Here is a 24,157-nt window from a genome sequence, read left to right as displayed (position 1 = left end):
ACTTTACAAATCCAATATATGGAGATTTTGTGAGGAGGGAAATTCAATTCATAAGGATCAGGGGATTGTTGCAGAGATGATCTCAATAGAACATATAAATTAATCTGGTAGCTAAAAATTCTCCAAGGTTAGCTGAGCAATATCTCTAGTCAAAGTAGTAGGCGAATTGCAGTCGCAATTGCTCAATCCGATCACATAAATATCTTCTTCGGGTAAATAGACTCCCATGGATTTGAAGCCGAAAATACTTCCACCATGCTCTAAACTTGGGGAGTTAGCTATATTGCTGATATGCCAGCCGTAGCCGTAATTGATCTTGTCGCCGTTGTTCAAGGTGTGATTTTCAAAAGCGCTGGCCTTGGTTTCTGCTTTGATAAGCGAATTCTTTTTGAGCACTTCATTCCATTTGAGCATGTCATCTACGGTGGACATCAGCGAGCCGGAAGAATAAGGCAAACTCAAACTGATGTAATTCTTATTTACATACTCTTCTTTTTGGTGATAACCATAGGCTCGGTTTTCTATGACCTGGGAATGGCTGGCGTATTGGGAAGAATTCATTCCGAGTTTTTGAAAAATATTGTCTTGGACAAAATCAGCAAAAGTTTTTCCCGATAGCTTTTCGATGATATATCCCAAAACCACATAGCCTGAGTTGTTGTATTTGAACTCCTCTCCGGGCTCAAAATCCATGGGTTCGTTTTTGAAAAAATCAATCAATTCTGCTGGTGTAAGATCTTGCCTTTCGATAGCTCTTAAAGACTTCATACTCGTGAAGCTTTTTATTCCAGATGTGTGAGTTAACAGATGATGGACTGTGATTCTTTTGCCTTGAGTAGGGTAGTCTGGGATAAATTTCGTGATTTCATCATCAAGCTGAAGCTTTCCTTGCTCCAGTAGCATCAAAATAGAAATGGCAGTAAACTGCTTGGTCATGGAACCAATTTCGAAGACATTTTCGGGAGTCATGGAGACATTGAGTTCTAAGTTTGCCTTCCCAAATGCTTTTCTATAAATAGGTTCGCCAGCTTTTGCCACCAAGAAAACTGCTCCTGGACCATCTGGTGTAAAAGTGGTTTCCAGTAAAGAGTCAATCTTAACTTCTAGTGATTGAGAAAATGCAGATGGAGAATTGAGTTGTAAGAGGAAAAATATTCCTAAGAATAGCTTAAATGCTGAATTAAAGGGCTTCATAATGAAAGTCAGTTGATTATCCTTAGGATGCATAATGTTCCTTATTGGTTACAATTTTGTGAGCCGAGTAATCAGATTTTACCTGAATGACATTAGCGTGAAAAGTACTATTTAATGAGTCCTAGCAACCTATCGTGTATTTATCCCTGCTTTTTACAGCTAAAAATAGTATCATCGCAACTAGAATAAACTTAACCCGAATAGTATATGAAGAATAAGTTCTTCCTTACAATGGCTGCGGCTTTAGCAACAACCATTTCAGTTTCACAGGCACAGGACAAGCTGAAGAGTATGCCTGGCTATGAGCAATATCAAAAAATAGCCCCTCAATTGAGGTCTGCAGTAAAACCTGGAAGCCTAAATGTAACTTGGGCTGAAGACAGCAAATCGTTTGAATATGCCGAAAATGGCAAACTTCAGTCCTTTTCTGTAAAAACAAAAAAAGCGACGGAAGTTGGAGAAATTCCAACTCCTGAGCGAAGAGCCTGGAACCGTCCAGCCAGAGGGCGTCAGTTTGATTCAGCAGAGTCTCCCGATGGCAAATACAAAGCATTCACCAAGGACCGCAATATGTACCTTAGCAATGCTGATGGAAGCAATGAAATCGCTATCACTACAGATGGTAACGAGGAAAACCAAGTGAAATACGGTATCGCGACTTGGGTTTATGGGGAAGAGCTTGGCCAAAACACTGCTATGTGGTGGTCTCCTGACGGAAGTAAAATTGCTTTCTACAGATTTGTAGAGAAAGATGTGAAGAAATATTATGTGCTTTTAAATCAATTGAGTCTATATGATTCACTTGAGATAGAAGCCTATCCTAAAGTGGGCGAGCCAAATCTTCCAGTAGATCTGATGGTCTATGATGTGGCTACTAAAAAGATGACCGAGTTGGATATCAGAGACGGTAAGCCATACGACGACGGAGATTTGGGAACTTACATTTATGATCTGTCTTGGACTCCTGATGGTAAAGAATTGCTTTTCCACAGTACCAATAGACGTCAGAATATCCTTGAGCTTCGCGCTGCGAACCCGGAAACTGGTAAAAGTAGAACCGTGATCCGTGAAGAGTGGCTTCCAAGTTTTGTGGAGAATTCTCCTGAAATGAAAGTTTTGGAAGATGGTGAGCACTTTATATGGGCTTCCGAGAGATCAGGTTTCAATAATTACTACTTGTATAATTTTGATGGAACACTGGTCAATGCGATTACCACTCATCCTTTTGAAGTATCCAATATCGTAAAAGTGGATGAGGATGCTGAGTTACTTTATTACATGGCTCGTAGTGGAGACAATCACATGTTGATGCAGCTGCACCGAGTACAATTGGATGGTAAGAAAGATACTAGATTGACTGATCCTTCACTAAATCACTCAGTCTCGATTTCTCCGGACGGAAAATATTTTGTGGATATAGCCCAAACTCATGACATCCCTCCATTCACTAATTTGGTGGATGCCAAAGGTAAAGTGGTCGCTGAGTTGGCGAAAAGTGACATGAGCAAATTTGAGGAGCTTGGCTTGAAAAAAGTTGAGGTATTCACCTTTACTTCTAAAGACGGTGTGACGGAATTACATGGAATGATTCACTTCCCATCTGATTTTGATCCTAGCAAAAAGTATCCTGTTATCTTAAGTAACTACGGTGGACCAGCTACAAATGCATTTCGCGAGAACTTTACACTTCCGGATCCATTGACAGAATATGGCTTTCTGGTATTGAATATCGATGGTAGAAATGTAAAAGGTAGAGGTAAGGAATTACTAGATCAGTTATACGGAAATCTCGGTTTGGTTGAGATGGATGATTTTGCCGAAGGCATCAAATCACTTCATGACAGATCTTATTTCGATAAGGATAGAGTAGGAGTTTACGGGACGTCATATGGAGGAACTACCGCAGCTTCCATGTTGCTTAGATTCCCTGAGCTAGTTCACGCTGCTGTTGCCAATTCTTCGGTGACTGACTGGAGGTTATATGACAACATCTACACAGAGCGCTTCATGAGCACGCTGGACAACAACGAAGAAGGATACAATAGATTCAGCTTGATGAATAAAGCGGATCAACTGGAAGGAGAATTATTGGTTTTCTTCGGAACTGCTGATAATAATGTTCATCCATCCAATTCCCTGATGTTGATTAAAGCATTCCAAGACGCTGGTAAAAGCATAGAAGTGCAAGTAGCTCCCGATGGAGGTCACACGGCTTTGAACAGAGACAGAATGATGGAATTTTTCATTAAGCACTTGGTGACCGATTACAAAAAAGTAGTTCGCTAACCTTATTTAGATTTTCATACAAAAACCACCTGCTGAGCGATCGGCAGGTGGTTTTTTGCTTTTTAGGCGTCTTGTGTTTCAGGAAATGAGGTAGGTGACTTTCTTTTTGAAATATTTGAAAAAGTTCTATTCAGAAGCACTCATAAAATTAGTTAAGAGCCTGATTTTCGTTTCCTTAATTTTAGATTTTCACCTATTTTGACAAGGTAATTTATCTAAACTATGAAGAAAATAACTGTTTTAAAGGGCTTTTTGATGATCTGGGTAGGTCTCTATATTTTTATTTATGGATTTCCTTTTCCTCTGGATAACATCCCTTTTACTTACGAATTATTCAGCAAGTATTTTATTCAGTTAAAGACCAGTTTTATACTTTTTTTCGGCAAATCTATTCTTGGAATTGAAACTCTTGAAAAAATTGAGATGACTGGAAGTGGTGATACTACTTTTGATTATGTAATGATTCCAGCAATGATCATCGTGTCATTCGTCATTAGTTTGATCATGATTTTCATAAAGAAAGTGCGGGAAAATGCCAGTGGTTTCTACAAATGGTCATTGGTGTATGCACGTTATTTTGTTGGGCTAACGCTCATTTCCTATGGAGTAGCCAAATTTCTGGTTGGTCAATTCCCTGGACCAAGTCTATATAGTATGGACGTACTTTACGGGGAAATGTCGCCTATGGGCTTAGCATGGAGGTTTTTTGGTTATTCTGATACCTATAAGATATTCATGGGTGTATCTGAAATCCTTGCTGGATTTTTATTGCTTTTCAGACGTACCGTTGTATTAGGTGCTTTAATCTCAATTGCCGTTTGTACCAATATAGTTTTAGTGAATTTCTCTTTCGACGTACCCGTAAAGCTATTTTCATCGCATCTTCTCGTTTTCTCCATTCTGGTATTATTACCTAGTTTGAAAGCAATTTTTGATTTTTTTCTTCTTCAAAAGACTACCAGTTTGGGAGAGCTAAAGCCGTATTTCACGAAAAGGAAATACCAGATTATCTGGCTTTTAATCAATATCTACTATGTTGGTGTTATTCCAATTACGAGAATGGTTGGTCATTATCAAGGGCAAAAATTTCGGGTACACCAAAATGAGTGGGAGGGAATCTATAGTGGATTCGAGGCTGATGAGGCTATAGCTTGGGACAAAGTAGTGGTGGAATCTAACTACTTAATGTTAATAAGAAAAGATGGAGAAAGGGAGTTTCTATCTATTCAAGAAATCAATCCTGATGGGAAAATCAGCATTAAAAACCTTGAGAATGAAGAAGAGCCGGATGAGCTATCCATAAGAGAACTCTCTGATCAGGAATATGAACTTGAGTTGAGGATAGGCGAGAATATCAGCAAAGTAAATGGTACTCGAAAACTGGTGTCAGAATATCCACTTGTCGCAAGAGGGTTTCATTGGATTAATGAATACCCTTACAATCGATAGTTTAGAAACCTATTTAAAACTGCTGACATCAAGCTTGAATAATTCAGCCGCATTTTTCCACAAGATCATTTCTTTCTTTTCCTCAGGCAGCTCTAAGTTTTTCATGAAGTTTAAATAAGATTTCATAGAAGAAATTGGCCAATCCGTTCCGTAAAGGAGATACTTGGGATTTCCTGCATAAGTGATCATTTGCTCCAGTTCATTTTTCATCCAGCGCTCAAATTTCTCTGAGAAATCTCCTAAGACTAAACCAGAAAAATCCGCATGAACATTCTTGTTTTTGTAGGTTACTTCCATGCAGTCTTTGATCCACGGATTTCCCACATGGCAAATCACAATTTTCAAATCCGGATAATCCACAGCTAGGTCATCATGATGAATAGGGTGGGAATATTTTACCCGTCCAGTGGGAGCATAGGTGTCCCCGGAGTGAAACATGACGGGCACATCATATTCTATCGCCATGTCATACACGACTTTCAAACGAGCATCACTTGGGTAAAAGGGCTCATAGCCAGGATAAAGTTTCAATCCTTTAATGAGGCCAGCCTCCAGGTATTCTGCGATTTCTCGGAGATCATGGTGATTGTAATTAAGGTAACTGATGCCAGCAACCACGCCTAAGTTTTTCCTGTCAGCAATAGCTTCAACCACCTTTTTGGTACTAGGTCTGTGTTCATTGACTTTGTATGAAGTCAATACCAAAGAGTAATCCACCTGATTTTCGGCCATAGTTTCAGTCAACTTATTTAGGCAGTCCTCTAAGGAGACAACTCGCTCTTCATGATAATTATTGATGTGGGTGTGTACGTCTATGATCATTTTTCAAAAATTGTTAGGGTCAAAATGTAACAATTATTTGACCAAGGGGGAAATGTGAGTGGGTGATTTGGGAAGTTATAAGTTTCCAGCTCAATAGTTAACCGAAAATGTGGAAGTGCAATAGGTAAGTAGTATTTTTCATATTCATTTTATACTTAACAATTCTATTGTTTCAATTTTTCAAAACATGAGCAAATCATCCAAATCAAACAGTAAAGGTTTCATCGAAATTGTCGTTGGTAATCATCAGATTCTTCACGGCTTCGATGACGATAATAAGGAAATCATAGAAGAAGTAGTCGTAGAGAAAGCAGCCAAGAAATTTGTTGCGATCGAACGGATTCAATCCGTCAGTGAAAAGTTTATTCTTACCACTTATGCCTTTGGGAGGTTGGTTTATTGGGAATACGAAGGGAGTTATGAGGAGCTCTTGGAGAAACTTAGCTAGGTAAGTCCGTTCAATGATTACCACTTTGAACACGCAATTTTCTTTTTTTATCTATTTAATTTCCTTTTAGATGAAAACGTAAATTGTCATTGTTTTTTTGAGACAAGTAAAATGCATGTACTAAAATCAGATTTTTTCAAAAATTAAATACTCACAAAAATCTCCGTAAAATCAGTAAAAATTGAAATTGTAAATTCTGATGATTTTCTACATTTGACACTGTGCCGCGACACAGATTTTTAAGTAACTGATTAATTTTTAACTAAATAGGATTATTAGATCTGTTTAGGAACGGATGGCCGAAACCGCTAAGAGTAGGCGAAAATTTTATTAAAATTTCAAAATGAAGACAATAAAACTAGGCAAACTAACCTTACCAGAGTTTGCTGCAGAAAAAGCAATTGGCGTGCGAGGTGATGGTTCCCTGATGTACGCGAAAGAGGTGATATCTGGAAAAATACCGCCAAAGTTTGGAATAGATCTTAGCTCATTGGATAATAAAGCTAAGCTTGCAATTCAACGAATAAAGCTTGAGCCAGATTTGAAGATTGGTGTGATCAACGAAGGTGTTTACAACAAAGCGGAGATAATTTCTCACATCGAAAATCAAACTTCCTTCGGAAAACAGATTGCAGATGCCGAAGTAAAGTATGCCGAATACATGCTCAATCAGATGTTAGGTAAAATATCAGTAGTACCGCTTCGATTTGTGATGCCAAAAGCCGAAGCTTTACCTACCATTCCTACTGAATGGAAAATAATACCAAAAAATCAGTGGAAGCTATTTTCCAACAAGGTTTTGTTTTGTGAGAACACGACTGACAGTGTCACGAGTGAAGTAGCTACTTACAGACAAAACAATGTTCACCCTGTATTTGAGAGTCGAGGTTTCCAGGTAATCAAACTAATGGGCGTGAATGATAATCGAACTAATTTCGCAGCAAGAGCAAAGGAGTCACGTGTCACCTACATCAGTGGAATTGGTCATGGGAATTACGACAATTATACTGGTCATGGTAATTCTAGCCTGATCCGAGTTGGCTCCTATGATCCCACAGAAGTCGATCACAGTTCCATCCACTTTTTGAGCTGTAGAACAGGAAGGGATTTGGGGCCAAATACAGTCACTAAAGGTGCAGTTTCCTATATGGGTTATACTGAAAATTTCACATTTACTTGGGCCAATTCAACTCTCTTTTGGAAGGCTGACTCCCAATATGACATCAGTATGGCGCTTGGGCGTACAGTTCAGCAGGCTGTCGCTGATTCCGTTGCTCAGTTTAATGCTGGAATGGCTACTGTTCCAGGGACCACTACTGCAGCTTTATTGATGCAAGACCGTGACTTGATGCGCTCCGCGATGTCAGGAGCTGCTTGGGGAAGTAAAACCGCTCGAATACAGCCTTATGTATTTTACAATATGACACTGTCAGATTTCACGATGAAACGCTTATAGGAATTCAAATAGCAGCTGTTTAAAAAAAGAACAGCTGCTATTTTTTAACTTTATCATTATGGAAAAAATATCCCTACCGCCCATTGCATTAGAAGCAAAACCTAAACCTCTTAGCTACAACCCCCAGACTTGTGAGTTTGCTTATTACGATAGAGTGGCAAATGGTGAGCAGAAAATATATCCATCAGATAAATGGGATAAGGATTCTCGTATCCGACTTGCCATTAAGCGATACGAATCTTCGGAGGAAAATATGATGGTTTCAACACTGAATGGCGAAACGTATTCTAAAGAAAAAATTGTTCAAGAGATTGAAAATGGAACTCCTGTTGGACAGAGTTTTGTGTCTCTTGACCTCAATTACTTAGAGTATTATCTCAGTACATTTCCAGAGAATGCTTTTCTAAAGTAAAATCCATGCACTTTTTGCAAATCATAGATTCCTAGAATATTATTACTTTAATAAACCTACCCGATCACTCTTACTAATAACCTCTCGCATACCTTCTCGCTTAGCGTTTCAGTTGGATGATTAGCATAAGTGACAACCATGCTTTTATCATAGGACTCAACAGAATTGATTGTTAATTCGGTCCCCAAGCTTAGACTCCTGCTATTCAGGAATTCCAAAAATTCAGTAGATGAATTCGTCAGTGCTGCTAGAATTACCGTCTGTCCAGACTTACAATCGGATAAACTGAGGTAATGAATTTCCTGAATTCGACCTTGTTTGTCTGGGATAGGAGAGCCATGTGGATCTATAGTAGGGTGTCCCATCATTTCATCCATTCTTTCAAAAAACTTAGGTGCATGAATATGCTCCACTTGCTCCGCGATTTCATGTACTTCTTCCCAACCGAACCCCATTTTATTCACCAAAAACATTTCAGTTAATCTGTGCTTTCGGATAATTAATGCTGCTTCTTTTTTTCCATTGGAAGTAAGGGTGACTGGCTTATATTTTTCGTAAATCAGCCAGCCATTTTTCTGAAGCGTTTTCACCATGCTATTCACTGTAGGCATACTGACTTGCATCTGTGCGGCTAATTCAGAGATATTCACCTCATTTTTTTCGTTTGCGAGGTTGAAAAGTGATTTGAGGTAGTTCTCTTCTGTCTGTGATGCCATATCCTATTTCTTTAGTATTCAAATATGATGAATTATTTATTAAAACAATTTTGTTAGATCAATCTAACAATTTATATTTGTCGTATCTAATTTTAAATCAACTCCCAGAATATGAGCTATAAGTACCTGCCATTTTTGTTTTTTAGCCTGTTGTCTTCTGTATCTTTTGGGCAAAAATATGTGCTCAGTGGTAAAGTTATTTTCCAGAATGAGCCGGTAGAGTTTGCTAATGTCTTTGTGAAAGGATTGGCTACAGGTGCAGTGACAAATGTGAATGGAGAATTCACGATTTCAATAACTGAAACTGGAACATTTACTGTTCAGGCCTCAATGGTTGGATTTCAAACTGCACAGCAGCTAATAAAAGTGCCAAGTGAAGTATCAACTGGGTTGGTATTTACATTGAAAGAAATGGATGGGGGATTGGATGAGGTGGTAGTCAGTGGTACAATGCAGGAAGTGTCCAAATTGGATAGTCCAGTGCCAGTAGAGGTTTATAGCGCCAATTTTTTCCGGGCAAATCCCACACCTTCAATTTTTGAATCCCTACAAAATGTAAACGGTGTTCGACCTCAGATCAATTGTAATGTTTGCAACACGGGCGATATACATATCAACGGTTTGGAAGGGCCATATACTATGGTTCTGATCGATGGGATGCCGATAGTGAGTGGCTTGGCTACAGTTTATGGATTGACGGGGATTCCTCAGGCGTTAATAGATAGGGTGGAAGTAGTGAAGGGTCCAGCTTCCACGCTTTATGGCTCGGAAGCTGTAGGTGGTTTGATTAATGTGATCACTAAAAAACCGGATTTGGCGCCATTAGTTTCTACTGATTTCTTTGTCACTTGCTGGGGAGAGATGAATCTGGATTTAGGGTTGCGGTCTAATTGGGGTGAAAAAGTTCAATCTCTTACGGGCGTGAATGCTTTTTACTATGATAATCCAATTGATAATAATGGAGATGGTTTTACAGATGTGACCCTTTCTAAGCGAATATCTTTTTTCCAGAAAATCAATGTAAGCCGACCAGAAAATAGACTTTTTACGGTTGCCGGAAGATATGTCTATGAAGATCGCTGGGGAGGAGAGATGAATTGGACAAATGAAGAAAGAGGTGGGGATCAGGTATACGGCGAGAGTATTTATACCAGCAGATGGGAGACTTTTGGTACTTGGCAATTGCCAACTTCAGAGACGATGAACTTTCAATTTTCTGTAAACGGGCATAACCAAAATTCGGTTTATGGCACGACCATTTTTAAAGCTGATCAATACATTGGTTTTGGTCAGTTGACTTGGGCGAAATCTGCTCAAAAACATGGTTTATTGCTTGGAGTAGCTTATCGATATACATTTTATGATGACAATACTACGGCTACTTTCTCCTTGGCTTCGGAAGAAAATACACCTTCAGTCATTCATTTACCCGGGTTTTTTGTTCAGGACGAAATTAAATTTACTCCCAACCAGAGTTTACTATTAGGAGCTCGATACGATTACAATTCCATTCACGGGTCAATTTTTTCTCCCCGGGTGAATTACAAATTGGCTTCTGACGACAAGAGTATGGTTTTTAGGCTGTCTGCTGGAAATGGGTTTAGAGTGGCAAATGTATTTACGGAAGATCATGCGGCACTGACTGGTGCTAGGGAAGTGATTTTTACTGAGGAATTGAAACCGGAGCAAAGCTGGAACGTAAATGCGAATCTGGTGAAGAAATTCTATACTGATAAGGGGACTTTCATAGGATTGGACGGATCAGCATTTTACACCTATTTTACTAATCGGATTATTCCAGATTATGAGACGAATCCAAATCAGATAATTTATTCTAATCTCGATGGTTCTGCGATTTCAAAAGGAATTTCATTGAATATGGATGTAGCCTGGGCCACAGGATTGACGATCACAGCAGGTGGAACGCTCATGGATGTAAGTATAGAGGAGGAGGGAGTCAAAACGCGCCAATTGCTCACCGAGCGATTTTCAGGAGTTTGGTCTATTGGCTATGAGTTCTTCAGATTGGGTTTGACGGTGGACTATACCGGAAATGTTTATAGTCCTATGCGCTTACCATTGTTGGGTCCTTTGGATGATAGGCCAGCGTATTCTCCTTGGTATAGTTTGCAGAATATCCAATTGACCAAGAAATTGGGAGAAAAATGGGAAGTGTATGGAGGAGTAAAAAATCTGATGAATTTCACTCCTGCAGCAAATTCCATTGCCAGAGCGTTTGATCCTTTTGATAAAAATGTTGTTTTTGGTCCTAATGGAACGGTTATTCCTACTCCGGAAAATCCGAATGCTTTGACTTTTGACCCAACGTATGTCTATGCTCCAAATCAAGGGATTAGAGGATTTTTGGGATTGAGGTTTACTTTAGTTGATTAAGTTTTTTTTAACCACTGAGGTCACGAATTGTAACACGGATAAAACAATCTATTCTAAATTTTTATTCTTTATCAATGAACTTGAAAATTGAGTTTGAACATTGATCATTAATCCCCCGTGTCAAAGTATAAGTGATAATGCTTACTACATCCCGGATTAAAAGCCGCTGTACATTTCGGACATGTGTTACCACTTTTTTGGTATTCACTGATGGTGAGTTCTGTGCCACACACTCCGCAAAGGATCGCTTTGGTATCAAACTCTGTCTTTGGCCATACTTGAGGTTCGTGATCAGCTTCTTCTTCGTGACAGGAAAAACATGGATAGTACTTTTCACAGCATTTGAATTTGATCGCGATCACATCCAAATCAGAATGCCAATGCTGACAACGGGTTTGATTGTCAATAGTCTGTCCGTAAATATTGATGCCTTTAATATTAGATTTCACGAGAGGGAGAATTGGTGTTTGCTGCGAAAAAGCTTGATAGGAAAAGAATAGAAATATAGAAATGAGAAGGGATTTCATTGTTTTTTGTGAGAAGGTAAAGGCTTTGAAAGTTGAAAGATATACATTTCACCTACCAAAATTTTAAAATTGTTCTCTGAATTTAAAAGCTAGTTAGTTGGGTGTTTTTCAACTAATTGGAAGGCAAAAGCTATACCACGTGAATAAAATGAAATTTTCAATCACAATACAAAAGTAATAACTACTTCAATTAATGGACAAAATTAGAGTATGGCTGGTTCTCAGGTATCAGACGATTGTGTCAAGTATTGCTTTTATTCCTGGCTTGATAAGCTTGTTCTTTTTAGTCATGGCGACTTTGGTGATTACGTTTGACTTTGCTGAAGTAGGTCAGCAATTGAAGTCGGATATACCTTGGCTTGCAATAAAGGATCCATCCACGGCTAGAAGTATTTTGGGAGCTATCGCTGGAGGAATTATCTCGCTTACTGTATTTAGCTTCTCCATGGTGATGATTGTGCTGAGCCAGGCAGCTTCTCAGATGAGCAATCGGGTTTTGGACAAACTCATAGGAAACCGATTTCAGCAGACCGTGTTAGGTATTTATATCGGTACGATCATTTACACTTTTTTCCTTTTCATCACGATTAGAGAAGATGGGGATGCTTTTCAGATTCCTTCCCTAAGTATTTTTCTGCTTACTATTATCACAGTTTTTGATATTTTCCTTTTCATCTATTTCCTTCACTACATCACCCAGTCTGTCAAGTATAACGTCATTATTGACAGAATTAAAAAATCTACTTTTGATGGAATGCAAAATTTTTGCACCGCAAATGAAGAGGTCACTGAGCTAAAGGATTTTGCTGCTCAATCAATGATAAGAGCACCCCGGTCTGGAGTTTATGAAGGTTTTGATAGGAAAGAAATTCAGGATTTCATGTCAAAAAATGAATGTAGTATTCTTGCTATTTATGCTATGGGAACTTACGTTCTGAGAGGGCAGCCGGTAGTGAAATGTAGTAGAATGCTCGATGATGATCAGATGAAAGAAGCTATGCTGGGGATAATAGTCAGTAATCAGGAATCCATCATTCGCAACTATGAATACGGCTTTCGGCAACTCTCAGAAATCGCACTAAAAGCACTAAGTCCTGGGATTAATGATCCGGGAACAGCAATTCTTAGTTTTCGCGCGTTGATAGATTTGCTAGGTTTTAGAGCTATGCATTTTCCTCCTTCCACTATTTCAGTCGAAAAAGGCCCTTATATGATCCATTGTAAAGAGTCTGATTTTGATACGTTGTTTGAGCAGGCTATTTATCCAATCTGGGATTATGGAAAAGAAGATCGAATGTTACGGCACGAGTTTAAGCTATTGCTGGACCAGTTGTCGTTAATCACATCGTCACCTTCGGTTATTGCCATTTTAGATGTTGTGGCAAAAAGGATTGAGGATGAAAAAGTCTAAACCTATAAATGCCGCAAAAAGGCATCAGGATTATTGAGAAAGTTTTTTAGGATGGTGAAATGTTCGGTGTCTTCGTAATTTACTTTCTGGATTTTCTCTCCAAACTGGAAAATAGTAGCGTTCGGTAAGGTCATCAATATAGGAGAGTGGGTAGCGATGATAAATTGGCAACCATGATTCTCCGCTAGATTTTTGATCAGGGAAAAAAGCGCCAATTGACGCTGCGGAGAGAGTGCAGCCTCGGGTTCATCGATCAGGTAAATGCCTTCATTTTGCAATCTCCCTTCCAAGACTTTCAAGAAGCCTTCTCCGTGTGAAACTTCGGTAAGATTTCCGTATTTCCGAAGTAGTGCTTCTTTTTGACCTAAGATTGATCCTACAGCTAGTTTTAGACCTGTTCCGCTCAACCTTTTCTCAAAATCTACAATATCGCCCTTCATCTCAGAATCCATGTTTTGGAGACGCTTGACAAAGCCAAAGTAATCCTCAGCCCGGAAGAAGAACCCACGAAAAGCCCTGTCTTTCCATTGGGTGATGATTTGCTCACCATAGCTTTTTACTCCATCGAGGGTCTCATCACTCTCTAAATCTGTACTTCCTATGGCCGGTAAATTCAGCTTGATAGCCAGGGCCTTCAGAAGCGTTGATTTTCCAGAGCCATTTTCTCCGACAAAAACTGTAATCGGACTTTCAAAAGACATGGTGCCCAGTTCCTTCAGTGCTTTCAGCGAAAAAGGAAACTGCCGATCAGAGCCAGAAGGAAGATGAATTTGACGGAGATAGTACATGATTTTAGTAGACTTAAGACATAATATGTTAGACTTAAGATAATAGAGTTTGGTGAATAGAGATTGGGAATTTCGTCTCTAAGTAAGTTTGCCGTTTTGTTAAACTTACTCTGGTTTTGCGATGAATCCAGCTTTGAGTACTGTTTTAAAGACTTCATCGGCTGTAATATTTTCAGATTCTACGGTGAGAATTCTGTCATCACTTTGTAAATCTACAGACCAGGATTCGATCTTAGGTTCAGCGTTTAATATAGGAGTGACCTTTGCCAAGCAATTGCCACAGTTGATGTTGGTTTTGAATTTTTGAGTTTTCATTTTTACTAATTGGAAGATTGGAAAATTAAAATATTGGAAAATTAGTTCGAAGGTTTTAAAGTGGTAAAGTAGTAATGGTTTATGTCCATGATTTTGGATAATTGGTACTTTGAATATGGTACATAGTACACAAACACTAAATTCTTTTTCCCTTCAACCGTAAGCTATTCAACACAACAGAAACAGAACTAAACGCCATCGCAGCTCCTGCGATCATGGGATCGAGCAGAAATCCATTGATTGGATACAACACGCCTGCCGCAATTGGAATTCCGATCAAATTATAAATAAACGCCCAAAAGAGGTTTTCTTTGATTCCTCTTACGGTCAAGTCTGATAGATTCAACGCTTTTGGAATGACTTCAAGATCTGAAGAAATGATCGTCATCTTTGCTACATCCATTGCGATATCTGATCCGTGACCCATTGCAATACTGACATCGGCTTGTGCCAAAGCTTCTGAGTCATTGATTCCATCTCCGACCATCGCAACAATCTTACCTTTGACCTGAAGCTCTTTCACAAAATCAAATTTGTCAGAAGGCATCACTTCAGCTTTGAAGTCTTTCAACCCAACTTGTCTCGCCACTGCAGCGGCTGTTTGCTGATTGTCGCCAGTAAGCATGTAAACATCAATTCCTATTTCTTTTAGCTTCTCAATAGCAGATTTCGAGCTTGGTTTGATTTGATCAGAAATTGCAATGACAGCAAGAACGGATTCTTTATTTGCAAAGAAAACAACGGTCTTGGCTTCATTACTCCAGGCTTTTGCTTTGTCTTGAATTTCTGAATTCAATGAAATTCCCTGTGCCTCGATCAGGCTTAAGTTTCCGACATAAAAAGCTTCTCCAGAATTATTTTTAGTTTCTACACCTTTTCCAGTTAAGCTTTGGAAGTCTTTAATCTCGGCTGATTTGAAACCTTCTCCACTCAATTTTTTACTGACTGCATCTGCTAAAGGATGTTCTGACTTTGATTCAATGGCAAGTAGGATAGGAGCAAACTTGGTTTTCAACTCTTCTGTTTCCCAATGAATATTAGGGACAGTTGGTTTCCCGACCGTGATAGTACCGGTTTTGTCTAGAATAATTGCATTTACCTTATGAGCGATTTCCAAGCTTTCTGCATCTTTAATCAATATGTTGTTTTCAGCGCCTTTTCCGATTCCCACCATGATTGCAGTTGGGGTAGCTAGTCCCAATGCACATGGACAGGCGATCACTAAGACGGCTACAGCATTCAAAATCGCATGAGAGAGTGCATCTTCTCCACCGAAAATCATCCATACAGCGAAGGTTACTATGGCAATAGCTATTACGGTAGGGACGAAAATTGAAGCAATTTTATCCACCAACTTTTGAACTGGAGCCTTAGATCCCTGAGCTTCTTGCACTCGTTTTATGATCTGCGAAAGCAATGTCTCACTTCCAACTTTCTCAGCCTTGAAATGAAAGCTTCCCTTTTGATTGATGGTTCCTGCGAAAACATTCTCATTTTCTGATTTTTCCACGGCTATTGGTTCCCCACTGATCATGCTTTCGTCCACAAAGGAATTTCCCGAGATCACTTTTCCATCAACAGGAATTTTTTCTCCTGGCCGAACGATGATTTCATAGCCTTTTTGAACTTCAGAAATCAGAATTTCTTTCTCCTCTCCATTGATCAAGGCTTTCAATGTCTTGGGTTGAAGTCCCATTAGGTTTTTGAGTGCTGTGGAAGTTCTTGACTTCGCTTTCTCTTCCAGCAATTTTCCAAAAAGAATGAAAGTGATAATTACCGTTGCGGCTTCATAATACACATGAGGTTCAAAGCCTCGGCTAATCCAAAACTCAGGAAAAATGGTATTGAATAAACTGAATATGAAAGCTATCGCAGTACTCAGCGCAACCAGCGTGTCCATATTGACACTTTTATTTTTGGCTTGCTTCCATGCGCTGACGAAAAATCTTTTTCCAAAAACAGATAATACGGGAATCGCTAATGCCAAGGAAATCCATGTTCCAGGCTTCCAATGCATGAAAAACATCCCAATGATAAAAATTGGGAGCGTTAAAATAGCTGCTCCAATCGTGTGTTTTTTTAGCTCGGCATAGTGCTCTTTTTGATTAGTTGAAACTGTTTCTTCTACATTTTCTTTCTCAGTAATTAGCCCGTAGCCAATTGCAGTTAGTGCTTTATTTAAGCCATCTGGGTTGATTTCGTCTGTGTATTCGACCAGTACAGTACTCGAAGCAAAGTTTACCTGTGCGGACTTTACGCCCTCAGTGTAGGATAATATAGTTTCCACACTGGAGGCACAAGCTGCGCAGGTCATGCCTGTAACAGGGAATGTTTCTTTATGAATTACTTGATTTGAATCTGCCATGAGTTCTTTGTCTTTGATTGACAATACAAACTTAGGGAGACTCAGGGCGGTAGGTGTTATGTAATTATGTGGAAAAGTTATAAGATTTTGTTGTTCCGCATCATTTTGCAATTATTTCTTAAAAGACAACCTGAAATCCACCAGAAACTCCTCCGAAACTTCTATAAATACCATTTGACGTAGTTTTTTCTAGGATATTCCAACCGCTTGTAAAATCTCCTTGGCCAGGATCTAAGAAAGCAAAATTCAAACTGGGTCCAGCAAAGATTCGCAGATGATTTCCGAATTTGTAGCCTGGGAAAAGTCGAAAAGACTGGATGTGATTTGCTACTTCCACAAAATCACTTGCTGAAAGCGAAACAAATTCTGTGTCCAAGGAAAATTTTCTTTCAGGAATCAGATGAATACCCAATCCTGCTTCAAGCCCGATTGGAGTATCTATATCTCTAAGGTTGTATGCCACTCCGAGAATTCCATACATTTTTCTGCCACCTGATCTAAAGTCAAAATGCGTGAACCCAGACTCATCAATGGAAAGTCCAAGATTCTTCTCTCCATTTTTTATGAAGTTCAACAGGCCAATAGGATAATCACTTTCCTGGGCACTATTGATCAAAGCAAATTGAAATCCATTGACAACTTTGGCTCGGTTGTAAATGGAGGTTATTTGATTGTCAACAGACTCTCCTGCGATATTTGATATGCCCGCTAACTGGAAGCCAGCTGATTTTGAGGTATTATTAGTGATTCCGGCAAGTTGAAAGTGTTGAGATTGATCAGCGAGATTTACAATTCCGGCAATTTGCACCGTAGCTGTATCTTTGACATAATTGGCTATTCCGCCTACCTGAAGGCCTTTTACATTTCCCTTTACTTGATTTAAAATTCCACCAACTTGCAGTCCATCCACATTTTTATAGACAGAATTATAAATTCCACCTACTTGCAAGCCTTTGGAACTTCCCCCAACCAAGTTGAAAATCCCGGCTACTTGTAGTGACTTAACATCCCGCTTGTTGATGTTAAAAATCCCAGCTACTTCCATTCCTTCGATTCCAGCTGTATATCCGCCGATTAGGTTGAGCGAAAACTTGCTAATCGTCTGACTGCTGAACATTCCTTTTGTACTTAAACCAGGAATCAAGGACATTTGCACAGGGCTTTCAGCAAAGAAATTTCCCATGTTGATGCCCTGAAGCCTTTGCTTAAAACCGATAAATGCCTTACCGAGAAAACTCTCTTCCAATGCTTTGGTGGCACTATCACCAGGGATATATCGAAAGCGACGGTTCTCCTTCTCTGCAACAATACTCACCGTTGGCAAAAGCAAAAAGGTGGTATCACGATAATTTTCCTTGCTCAGGGTAAGCCAAATTGAAGAATCCTTCTTTTTATATTTTAATTTGAAATAGCCATTTTTGTCCGTCAGGGTGGAAGCAAGGCTGTTTTTATCATAAATACTCGCTTGGCTCACCACCTCTTGTGTCTGTACATTTTTGATGTAGCCCTTTACCGTTACGGTATTGAATCGGGTGTCCATTTCTGCATCCAGATCTAGCTTCTCCGGAGCAAATCGAATGATAATATAGCCGGGGAGTTCCTTGTATTCATAGTCATCTCCCAATTCTTTCAGTAAAAAATCGCCTATGGAACCTGAGAATTTGGGGGCTTCCAGCGTTTTGTTCAGTTCCAAAAGGCTGCTTTCGTAGGAGAAATAGAAATTATTTTGGGCCGAAAGGGAGTCAAGCATTTGCCGTAAACTCAATTCTTCATCTGATTCTATTTTGATTTTCTTTTCAAGCATCATTTGTGAAAAACCTTCTAATGAACACATCAAAAAAGCCAGGGGAAGGAGACAGAATCTAAAAAATGAGTTGAATCGCAGCATTGATAACTTAGGATATTAATCTGGGCTAATTTAACAAAGTAAGGACTATGATTTTTTCAACCATAGTCCTTTATTTCCATGAGAAAGTCTCTTACTGTATGATTATTCTCCCGCTTTGTTGAACGATTGTGAGGTTCAACGTTTCTCTTAGCACTTCAAGATTCTTTTCTAGTGAGCCATATTCCAACGTGGTGGTGATGTTTAATTCTTTCAATTCTCCTCTAGCGATTTCTATGTTTGAATCGTAGGCTTCATTTAATGACGCGACTAATTCCTGCAACGGAATTCCATCAGCTTGGAATCTTTTGCTGACGTAATAATTGTAAAGGTTATTGGATGGCGTAGTCTTCAGCATTTCTCCGGTTTCCTGATTTACAGAAAGTTTTTCTTCTGGTTTTAGAACTTCTTTTTTACCATCAATCTCAACTTGTACTGAACCAGTAACAACGATTACCTCAGTGATATTTCCAGTTGTTTTTACATGAAAACTTGTTCCAAGCACAGTGATTTGAACGCCTTCAGATTGAATTACAAACGGCTTATTTTCATTCCTTTTCACATCAAAAAAGGCTTCTCCGCTTTTCAGGTTAACTTTTCTTTGGCTTGCGAAAAGTTTTTGGGAATAGTTTAAAGCAGTTTTCTTGTTTAACGTGATCTGGGTTCCGTCAAGTAACGGAACTTCGATAGGAGAATCTTCTGACTGAAGTTCAACGGAGCTAAAATAAGCTTTTCCCGATTGTGGTAGGAATGTTGAATAAACCCAAGCGGATACGAAAATCAAAGTAACTGCAGCTGCTACTCTAACCCAGGTGCTCTGTAAAAAGCGTTGATTCGACTGCAGTTTTTTAGCTTGTTGTTTGTCTCTAAGCTGTGTGAAATTCTGCCAAGCTTGGTTTTCATCCACTTCGCTTTTCTCCAAAAGCAAGCTACTGGAATCCCAGATCCACTTGATTTCTTCAAACTGTTTTTGGTTTGCTTCATCTTCCGAAATCCATTTCTGTATAGCTTTGGTCTCCTCGGCGTCACTTTCCTGAAGCAAATATTTGATCAATTTTTCTTCGTTCATGGTTTCCATAGCTTATAGATTTATCAAAAACATCAAAAGCAGCGGAAGAAATTCTGCGAGTTCCACCCGCAAAGTTTTCAGTGCTTTTCCCATATGTGCTTCCACCGTTTTGATGGAGATCTCTAGCCGATCGGCTATTTCTTGGTACTTTAATTCCTCAAACCTGCTAAGGTTAAATACCATCCGACATTTCTCTGGAAGTTTTTCCAAAGCCAAATGATAGCGCTCATATAATTCATTTTCCTGGCCCTTTATCTGCTCGCCGACCTGCTCAGGTTTGCCCTGAGTCATTTCGTAGTGTGCATGGTCCCAATGCTTTCGTTTCACTTGTAGATGCTTGATGTGGTTCAGACTGTCGTGGTAAACAGCTCGGTAGAGGTAAGCCTTTAGCGAACTGCTGATTTCTAAGGTTTCCCGCTTTTCCCACAGCTTAAGAAAAACGCTCTGTACGACTTCCTCGGCAGTTTCCGATTCTTTGAGAATCGCCATGGCATAGGCATGCAAAGCCTTAAAATAGGTTTTGAAAACGGCCTCGAATGACTCTTCATCAACGAGTGTGGGAGCGTTAAACGGATTTAAGTGTATCTCAGTCACTTTCAATTTTTTGATGCTTTCATTAAAATGACAAGCTGAAAAGAATTTACCCTTAGTGGGGCTTGTAAAAATATGGGATTATTGGGAAATGTGGTATTTGCTGGATGTCCGATGTCGGGTGACCGATGCAGCCTACATCGGTCATTGGGCATCCAACATAAAACACTTATTTCAAAACTTCACATTTATTCCTCCAGTAAATCCCAATAGAACAGCTTGGTAATTTTCTCTCCAAGTCTCATCCCAAATTGTCAAGCCAGTATGATCTACAGCTTCAATATCACTTGAATGCATATAGGAGAGGCTCGGTCCAGCAAATAGATGTATGCCTTGGGAAATCTTCAAAGTTGGAAGTAATTGAAAGCTGAACTTGGAGAAATCGCTGCCTTCAAAATCTGTCAAATATTTGCTGACTCCTTCTACATCTAGTCTGAAATGCCTGGATTCTGCTAGATTTAAACCTAAACCAGCTTCAAAACCGTATTTCAGGTCTTTTACTTCCAAATTAGTTCCTAATCCAAGGATTCCATAAACTCGCTTTCCACCTGATCGAAGAGTCAAAAAGGAATTGAAGTTTTCATCTATGGAAACACCTAATCTATGATCTCCATTTTTCACAATGTTGATCAAACCAATCGTCACATCACTGCTATCAGCGATATTGATTAGACCTACTTGCATTCCTTTTACCGTTTTAGCCTGATTGACAAGACCGGAAATCTGAACTCCGTCTACGTGCTCAGCTACATTGGAAATTCCTGCTATTTGGACACCTTTGACAGTTTTCGATATAGTTGCAATGCCAGCTATCTGTGCTCCATCTATTTTAGGAGAAATACTTGCGATCCCCGAAACCTGCATTCCAGTCACTGATTTTGAAAGACTGGCAATTCCAGAAGCTTGGATTCCGTCAATCTGATCTGCAATATTTGAGATTCCTGCAAACTGCCCCCCATTTACCAAAACTGCCTTATTGAAGATACCTGAAGCCTGGAAAGCCGAATTGCCTAGGTTAATATTGCTTAAACCAGCTAACTGAGCTGCTTCACTTGCCTCGGAAGTTTGATTCAGTAATCCAGCGATTTGAGCGCCGACAACTTTTCCGGTGACATGATTCCAAAGTCCAGAAATTTGAGCTCCGTTTACATCTCCTTTGACCATTCCTGCCAATCCATAAATAGCCGCTCCATTTTCTCCTCCGGAGAGTCCTGTGAGCACGTGTAAACTGAAATTGTTGGTGTAATTCGCAGCTTCAGTTCCATGGGTAGAAATGGGGTAGAAAATACCAAGATGCGCAGGACTTTTTTCTTGGGCGAAGCAGATTGAAAAGAATGTAAAGAAGATAAGTGAAAAGAGAGATGATTTCAATGCTAGAGTTTTCATTAGGGGGAATTTTAATATGTCCACAAGCCATAGGAGACAGCATAGCGTGCTTTACTTGGCGTTGTAATTGTATTTGTGTAGTGAGGTTTTCCTAAGCAGTTAGTCAAGCAGCAAGGCAATCAAGTTGGATGGGGCATCCACATTGATGACTTTGTGATCTTCTAGCTCTATGTTGAGAGCATATTCCAATTCGTAGATCAATCCATTAAGGAAGATCTTGTCCATTTGGAGATCTAAAAGGAAGTGGTCGTGTTTTCTCTGGCCAGTTAAAACGATACCGTATTCACTGAAAACCTTAGTAATTTTTCGGAGTTGGCTATATTTTCCCATATGCTGTTATGACGTTTTGTGAGGTCATATAAGTGACAGCATTGGAAGAGATTACCCTTAGCGGGATTGGAAAAAATAAAGGAAAGAGAATTAATGTAGAAAATGAATCAATATTTATCTACAACCTTTTTCATGTAACCCAGCCCCTCAAGTTCAAATTTTTGATCCAAGCCTTGATGACTTTTCTCAACAAACTTTTCATAATCCATCGAACCAAAGGTCTGAGTGACAAAAGCATCCAAGTGCTAATAACAGTTGCTGGTTGAGATTCGTCAATTTGAAATTGAATTAATAAGTAAGCATGTATTGGATTTCCTGAAAGTCCAGCTTCTGCTGACCCCTATAAAAAATACTCCTGAGTGATTCTTTATAGGACTGACTGTGGAGTTTGCTTAGGATCGGGCCTTTCTCGAAATCCTCCAATCGCTCAAATTCAGGATACATATTCTTTAATTCTTCTGGTATTACTAATTTGAAACTGGATACTTCCCCTGATACTGACCAAAGGATTCTTCGATTTCCATTAGAGTTGAAAGCAAAAATTGCCGACCATTGATTAGACCAGGGCAAGGGAGTAAACTCAAAATCGCTAATAGAAGTCTTTGATACTTCTATATTCTGATCCGAAGGAAGGAATTGCAGAGGGTCAGGTAACCCACCATATTTCGAAAGCATGGTTCTTCCTTGATCAGATCCTGCTTTATGATAGAGTTCTAAATAGGTCAAATATCGCTGATATCCATTTGGATAGGAGAGGGTAACTGGACTACCAGGGAATTTCTCTTTAAATTTTTCATATTCATTTAGAGAAGTTTGGTAGCCTTCCTCATTAAAGGCACTCTGCGGCGATAAAGAAAAGGTAGATGTATATACTGCCTCGTAGGAGCTTAAATCCCATTCAACACTTTGATCAAATAGACTCATTTCGTCTATATCGATTGTATAGAAGCCACCTTTTTCTACGCCGGATAAGTACTTGAATTTATTTATTCCATCTGCTCCTTTCGCAGAGATAAGGTATTTTTCTGAAGTAGGGAAGTAGAATACCTCTACTACTGCATTTCCATTAGAATAGGATACCGATGAGTTGGAGGAGCCAAACGAACTAGAAGCTATCGGGTCCATCACTTCGCCATTTTTATCACTGACTGTGACAGTAAATGTGCCGTCTGCAGCTGGAGAGATAGGTCTTTCATTACCCAGTCCTAAAATGATTTCTCCCTCAGGCTTGACATGAGTATAGGTAGTAAGTAGAATCCTATCATAACTGGGATATTTGTACACCGTGAAATAGGTTAGGTGATAGTCTTTAGATGCCAGTGTTTTGAAATAGACCGTTTCACTGTTTGCAATGGAATGAAACTCTGTTTTGCTTTCATTCGCTTCTTGTAGGAAAACGTAGCCATACACATCTTCATACAAAAATGTCTCATCTGCACTGACCATCAGCTCTTGGTAAGGTTCCTCATCTTTGCTACATCCGATTAGAAATGTGGAACAAAACAATGCTATTAAAATTCTGTGGTACATATATCTATCTCTGAAATAATTGCTAATAACTGCCTTAGTGTGAATTGAAACAAGTATTACTAAATCTTAGCTATAAGGTTGAGGGGGTAAATATTAGGTTTCATTTCCAAATAAAAATTAAGTTATTAATTACCAATTGTTTAACTAATATTTTTTTGGATAGTGTTGTAGTTTGACTTTTAATTAATTAATTCATAAAATTTAACTATAAAATTAACTTTATGAAAAACACGTTTACGAATTTCTTTTTTTTAATCCTTTGTTCTGGATTCTTATTTTCATGTGGAGATGATGACAATGATCCCAAAAGTACAAGTGATATTGAAGGAGTATGGTCTCTCAAGTCTATGGATTATGATGGGAAGTATTCCGCGTATCAACAAGGTGAATTGCTTGATGAAGGAACATTCACAGGGGAAGCATCCGACATTGACATGACCTTTGACTTTAAAGGTGATAAACTGCTCGCTTCAGGGAGTTTTAATATGAGTATGGAGTATGATCTATTTCCAGGAGTAGAATACAAGATCCCAGTTAGTGGATCCAATTTTTCAGGCACATGGGAGGCAAATGGAGACAAAATTTATTTTCAAACTTTATCTGGTCCAGAAGAGGCTCAAATCATTTCCCAAACAGCTAATGAGTTGGTTTTGAAAATGAGTAGCACCATGTCACAAGCAGCTATTGGGGTAGAGAATGTGTTTGAAATGGATGGAGTTTACGTTTTGACTAAATAACTTATCCTATTTTATTAAATAAACAGAGCTATTTTTTTCGGAATGG

General features: G+C 39.1%; 21 protein-coding genes. 8 read left to right on the top strand and 13 right to left on the bottom strand.

The window, feature by feature from the left end; genetic code table 11:
• Positions 1–111 precede the first annotated feature (111 nt).
• Positions 112–1,194, bottom strand: coding sequence for a serine hydrolase domain-containing protein (locus AACZ87_RS03575; RefSeq protein ID WP_339864925.1), 1,083 nt, complete (start codon positions 1,192–1,194; stop codon positions 112–114).
• Positions 1,195–1,401: 207 nt separating this feature from the next.
• Here AACZ87_RS03575 and AACZ87_RS03570 point away from each other — a divergent pair, with 207 nt between their 5' ends.
• Both AACZ87_RS03570 and AACZ87_RS03565 read left to right on the top strand, forming a co-directional pair.
• Complete coding sequence (locus AACZ87_RS03570) at positions 1,402–3,480, top strand: alpha/beta fold hydrolase (RefSeq protein WP_339864923.1); 2,079 nt, start codon at positions 1,402–1,404, stop codon at positions 3,478–3,480.
• 222 nt (positions 3,481–3,702) lie between these two features.
• On the top strand, positions 3,703–4,929 hold the full coding sequence (locus AACZ87_RS03565) for a hypothetical protein (protein WP_339864921.1): 1,227 nt from the start codon (positions 3,703–3,705) through the stop codon (positions 4,927–4,929).
• Between the two features lie 9 nt (positions 4,930–4,938).
• Here AACZ87_RS03565 and AACZ87_RS03560 read toward each other — a convergent pair whose 3' ends face one another.
• Positions 4,939–5,751 carry an amidohydrolase family protein gene (locus AACZ87_RS03560; RefSeq protein ID WP_339864919.1) on the bottom strand — a complete coding sequence of 271 codons (813 nt, stop codon included), beginning with the start codon at positions 5,749–5,751 and terminating at the stop codon, positions 4,939–4,941.
• A 187-nt stretch (positions 5,752–5,938) separates the two neighbouring features.
• Here AACZ87_RS03560 and AACZ87_RS03555 point away from each other — a divergent pair, with 187 nt between their 5' ends.
• The 3 genes from AACZ87_RS03555 to AACZ87_RS03545 all read left to right on the top strand — a co-directional run bounded on the left by AACZ87_RS03555 (position 5,939) and on the right by AACZ87_RS03545 (position 8,067).
• Complete coding sequence (locus AACZ87_RS03555; protein WP_339864918.1) at positions 5,939–6,199, top strand: hypothetical protein; 261 nt, start codon at positions 5,939–5,941, stop codon at positions 6,197–6,199.
• A 343-nt stretch (positions 6,200–6,542) separates the two neighbouring features.
• The gene (locus tag AACZ87_RS03550; protein ID WP_339864916.1) at positions 6,543–7,655 is read left to right on the top strand and encodes a hypothetical protein; all 1,113 of its coding nucleotides are present in this window, start codon (positions 6,543–6,545) and stop codon (positions 7,653–7,655) included.
• A 58-nt stretch (positions 7,656–7,713) separates the two neighbouring features.
• A complete protein-coding gene (locus tag AACZ87_RS03545) occupies positions 7,714–8,067 on the top strand; it encodes a DUF3892 domain-containing protein (protein WP_339864915.1) in 354 nt (117 codons plus the stop codon).
• Between the two features lie 56 nt (positions 8,068–8,123).
• On the opposite strand, the gene AACZ87_RS03540 is transcribed toward AACZ87_RS03545, so the two are convergent.
• The gene (locus AACZ87_RS03540; RefSeq protein WP_339864913.1) at positions 8,124–8,783 is read right to left on the bottom strand and encodes a metal-dependent transcriptional regulator; all 660 of its coding nucleotides are present in this window, start codon (positions 8,781–8,783) and stop codon (positions 8,124–8,126) included.
• A 111-nt stretch (positions 8,784–8,894) separates the two neighbouring features.
• On the opposite strand from AACZ87_RS03540, the gene AACZ87_RS03535 reads away from it, so the two are divergent.
• On the top strand, positions 8,895–11,177 hold the full coding sequence (locus AACZ87_RS03535) for a TonB-dependent receptor (RefSeq protein ID WP_339864911.1): 2,283 nt from the start codon (positions 8,895–8,897) through the stop codon (positions 11,175–11,177).
• Positions 11,178–11,284: 107 nt separating this feature from the next.
• Here the strand turns inward: AACZ87_RS03535 and AACZ87_RS03530 are convergent, their stop codons facing one another.
• The gene (locus AACZ87_RS03530) at positions 11,285–11,626 is read right to left on the bottom strand and encodes a CHY zinc finger protein (RefSeq protein WP_339864909.1); all 342 of its coding nucleotides are present in this window, start codon (positions 11,624–11,626) and stop codon (positions 11,285–11,287) included.
• Between the two features lie 271 nt (positions 11,627–11,897).
• Here AACZ87_RS03530 and AACZ87_RS03525 point away from each other — a divergent pair, with 271 nt between their 5' ends.
• On the top strand, positions 11,898–13,115 hold the full coding sequence (locus AACZ87_RS03525) for a DUF2254 domain-containing protein (protein WP_339864907.1): 1,218 nt from the start codon (positions 11,898–11,900) through the stop codon (positions 13,113–13,115).
• 2 nt (positions 13,116–13,117) lie between these two features.
• Here the strand turns inward: AACZ87_RS03525 and AACZ87_RS03520 are convergent, their stop codons facing one another.
• From AACZ87_RS03520 to AACZ87_RS03480, 9 genes are all read right to left on the bottom strand, one after another.
• Positions 13,118–13,903, bottom strand: a complete 786-nt coding sequence (locus AACZ87_RS03520) for an AAA family ATPase (protein ID WP_339864905.1) — start codon at positions 13,901–13,903, stop codon at positions 13,118–13,120.
• A gap of 105 nt (positions 13,904–14,008) precedes the next feature.
• Positions 14,009–14,218, bottom strand: coding sequence for a heavy-metal-associated domain-containing protein (locus tag AACZ87_RS03515; RefSeq protein ID WP_339864903.1), 210 nt, complete (start codon positions 14,216–14,218; stop codon positions 14,009–14,011).
• A 136-nt stretch (positions 14,219–14,354) separates the two neighbouring features.
• Positions 14,355–16,583: a heavy metal translocating P-type ATPase gene (locus AACZ87_RS03510; RefSeq protein WP_339864901.1), complete on the bottom strand. Its 2,229-nt coding sequence runs from the start codon at positions 16,581–16,583 to the stop codon at positions 14,355–14,357.
• A 118-nt stretch (positions 16,584–16,701) separates the two neighbouring features.
• The gene (locus tag AACZ87_RS03505; protein WP_339864899.1) at positions 16,702–18,417 is read right to left on the bottom strand and encodes a hypothetical protein; all 1,716 of its coding nucleotides are present in this window, start codon (positions 18,415–18,417) and stop codon (positions 16,702–16,704) included.
• A gap of 145 nt (positions 18,418–18,562) precedes the next feature.
• Positions 18,563–19,537: a FecR domain-containing protein gene (locus AACZ87_RS03500; protein ID WP_339864897.1), complete on the bottom strand. Its 975-nt coding sequence runs from the start codon at positions 19,535–19,537 to the stop codon at positions 18,563–18,565.
• A gap of 12 nt (positions 19,538–19,549) precedes the next feature.
• Positions 19,550–20,131, bottom strand: coding sequence for an RNA polymerase sigma-70 factor (locus AACZ87_RS03495; protein WP_339864895.1), 582 nt, complete (start codon positions 20,129–20,131; stop codon positions 19,550–19,552).
• A gap of 171 nt (positions 20,132–20,302) precedes the next feature.
• Positions 20,303–21,514 carry a hypothetical protein gene (locus AACZ87_RS03490; protein ID WP_339864893.1) on the bottom strand — a complete coding sequence of 404 codons (1,212 nt, stop codon included), beginning with the start codon at positions 21,512–21,514 and terminating at the stop codon, positions 20,303–20,305.
• A 99-nt stretch (positions 21,515–21,613) separates the two neighbouring features.
• Entirely contained in the window at positions 21,614–21,844 is a 231-nt protein-coding gene (locus AACZ87_RS03485; protein WP_339864891.1) for an acyl carrier protein, read from the bottom strand.
• Between the two features lie 288 nt (positions 21,845–22,132).
• Positions 22,133–23,374, bottom strand: coding sequence for a hypothetical protein (locus tag AACZ87_RS03480; RefSeq protein ID WP_339864889.1), 1,242 nt, complete (start codon positions 23,372–23,374; stop codon positions 22,133–22,135).
• Between the two features lie 221 nt (positions 23,375–23,595).
• Here AACZ87_RS03480 and AACZ87_RS03475 point away from each other — a divergent pair, with 221 nt between their 5' ends.
• On the top strand, positions 23,596–24,111 hold the full coding sequence (locus AACZ87_RS03475; RefSeq protein ID WP_339864887.1) for a lipocalin family protein: 516 nt from the start codon (positions 23,596–23,598) through the stop codon (positions 24,109–24,111).
• The last annotated feature ends 46 nt before the right edge of the window (positions 24,112–24,157 follow it).

Source organism: uncultured Algoriphagus sp., from assembly GCF_963974365.1.
In the GTDB taxonomy this organism is placed as follows: Bacteria; Bacteroidota; Bacteroidia; order Cytophagales; family Cyclobacteriaceae; genus Algoriphagus.
Note: the sequence above shows the minus strand (reverse complement) of the source record. Positions and strands in the feature narration are given on the sequence as shown.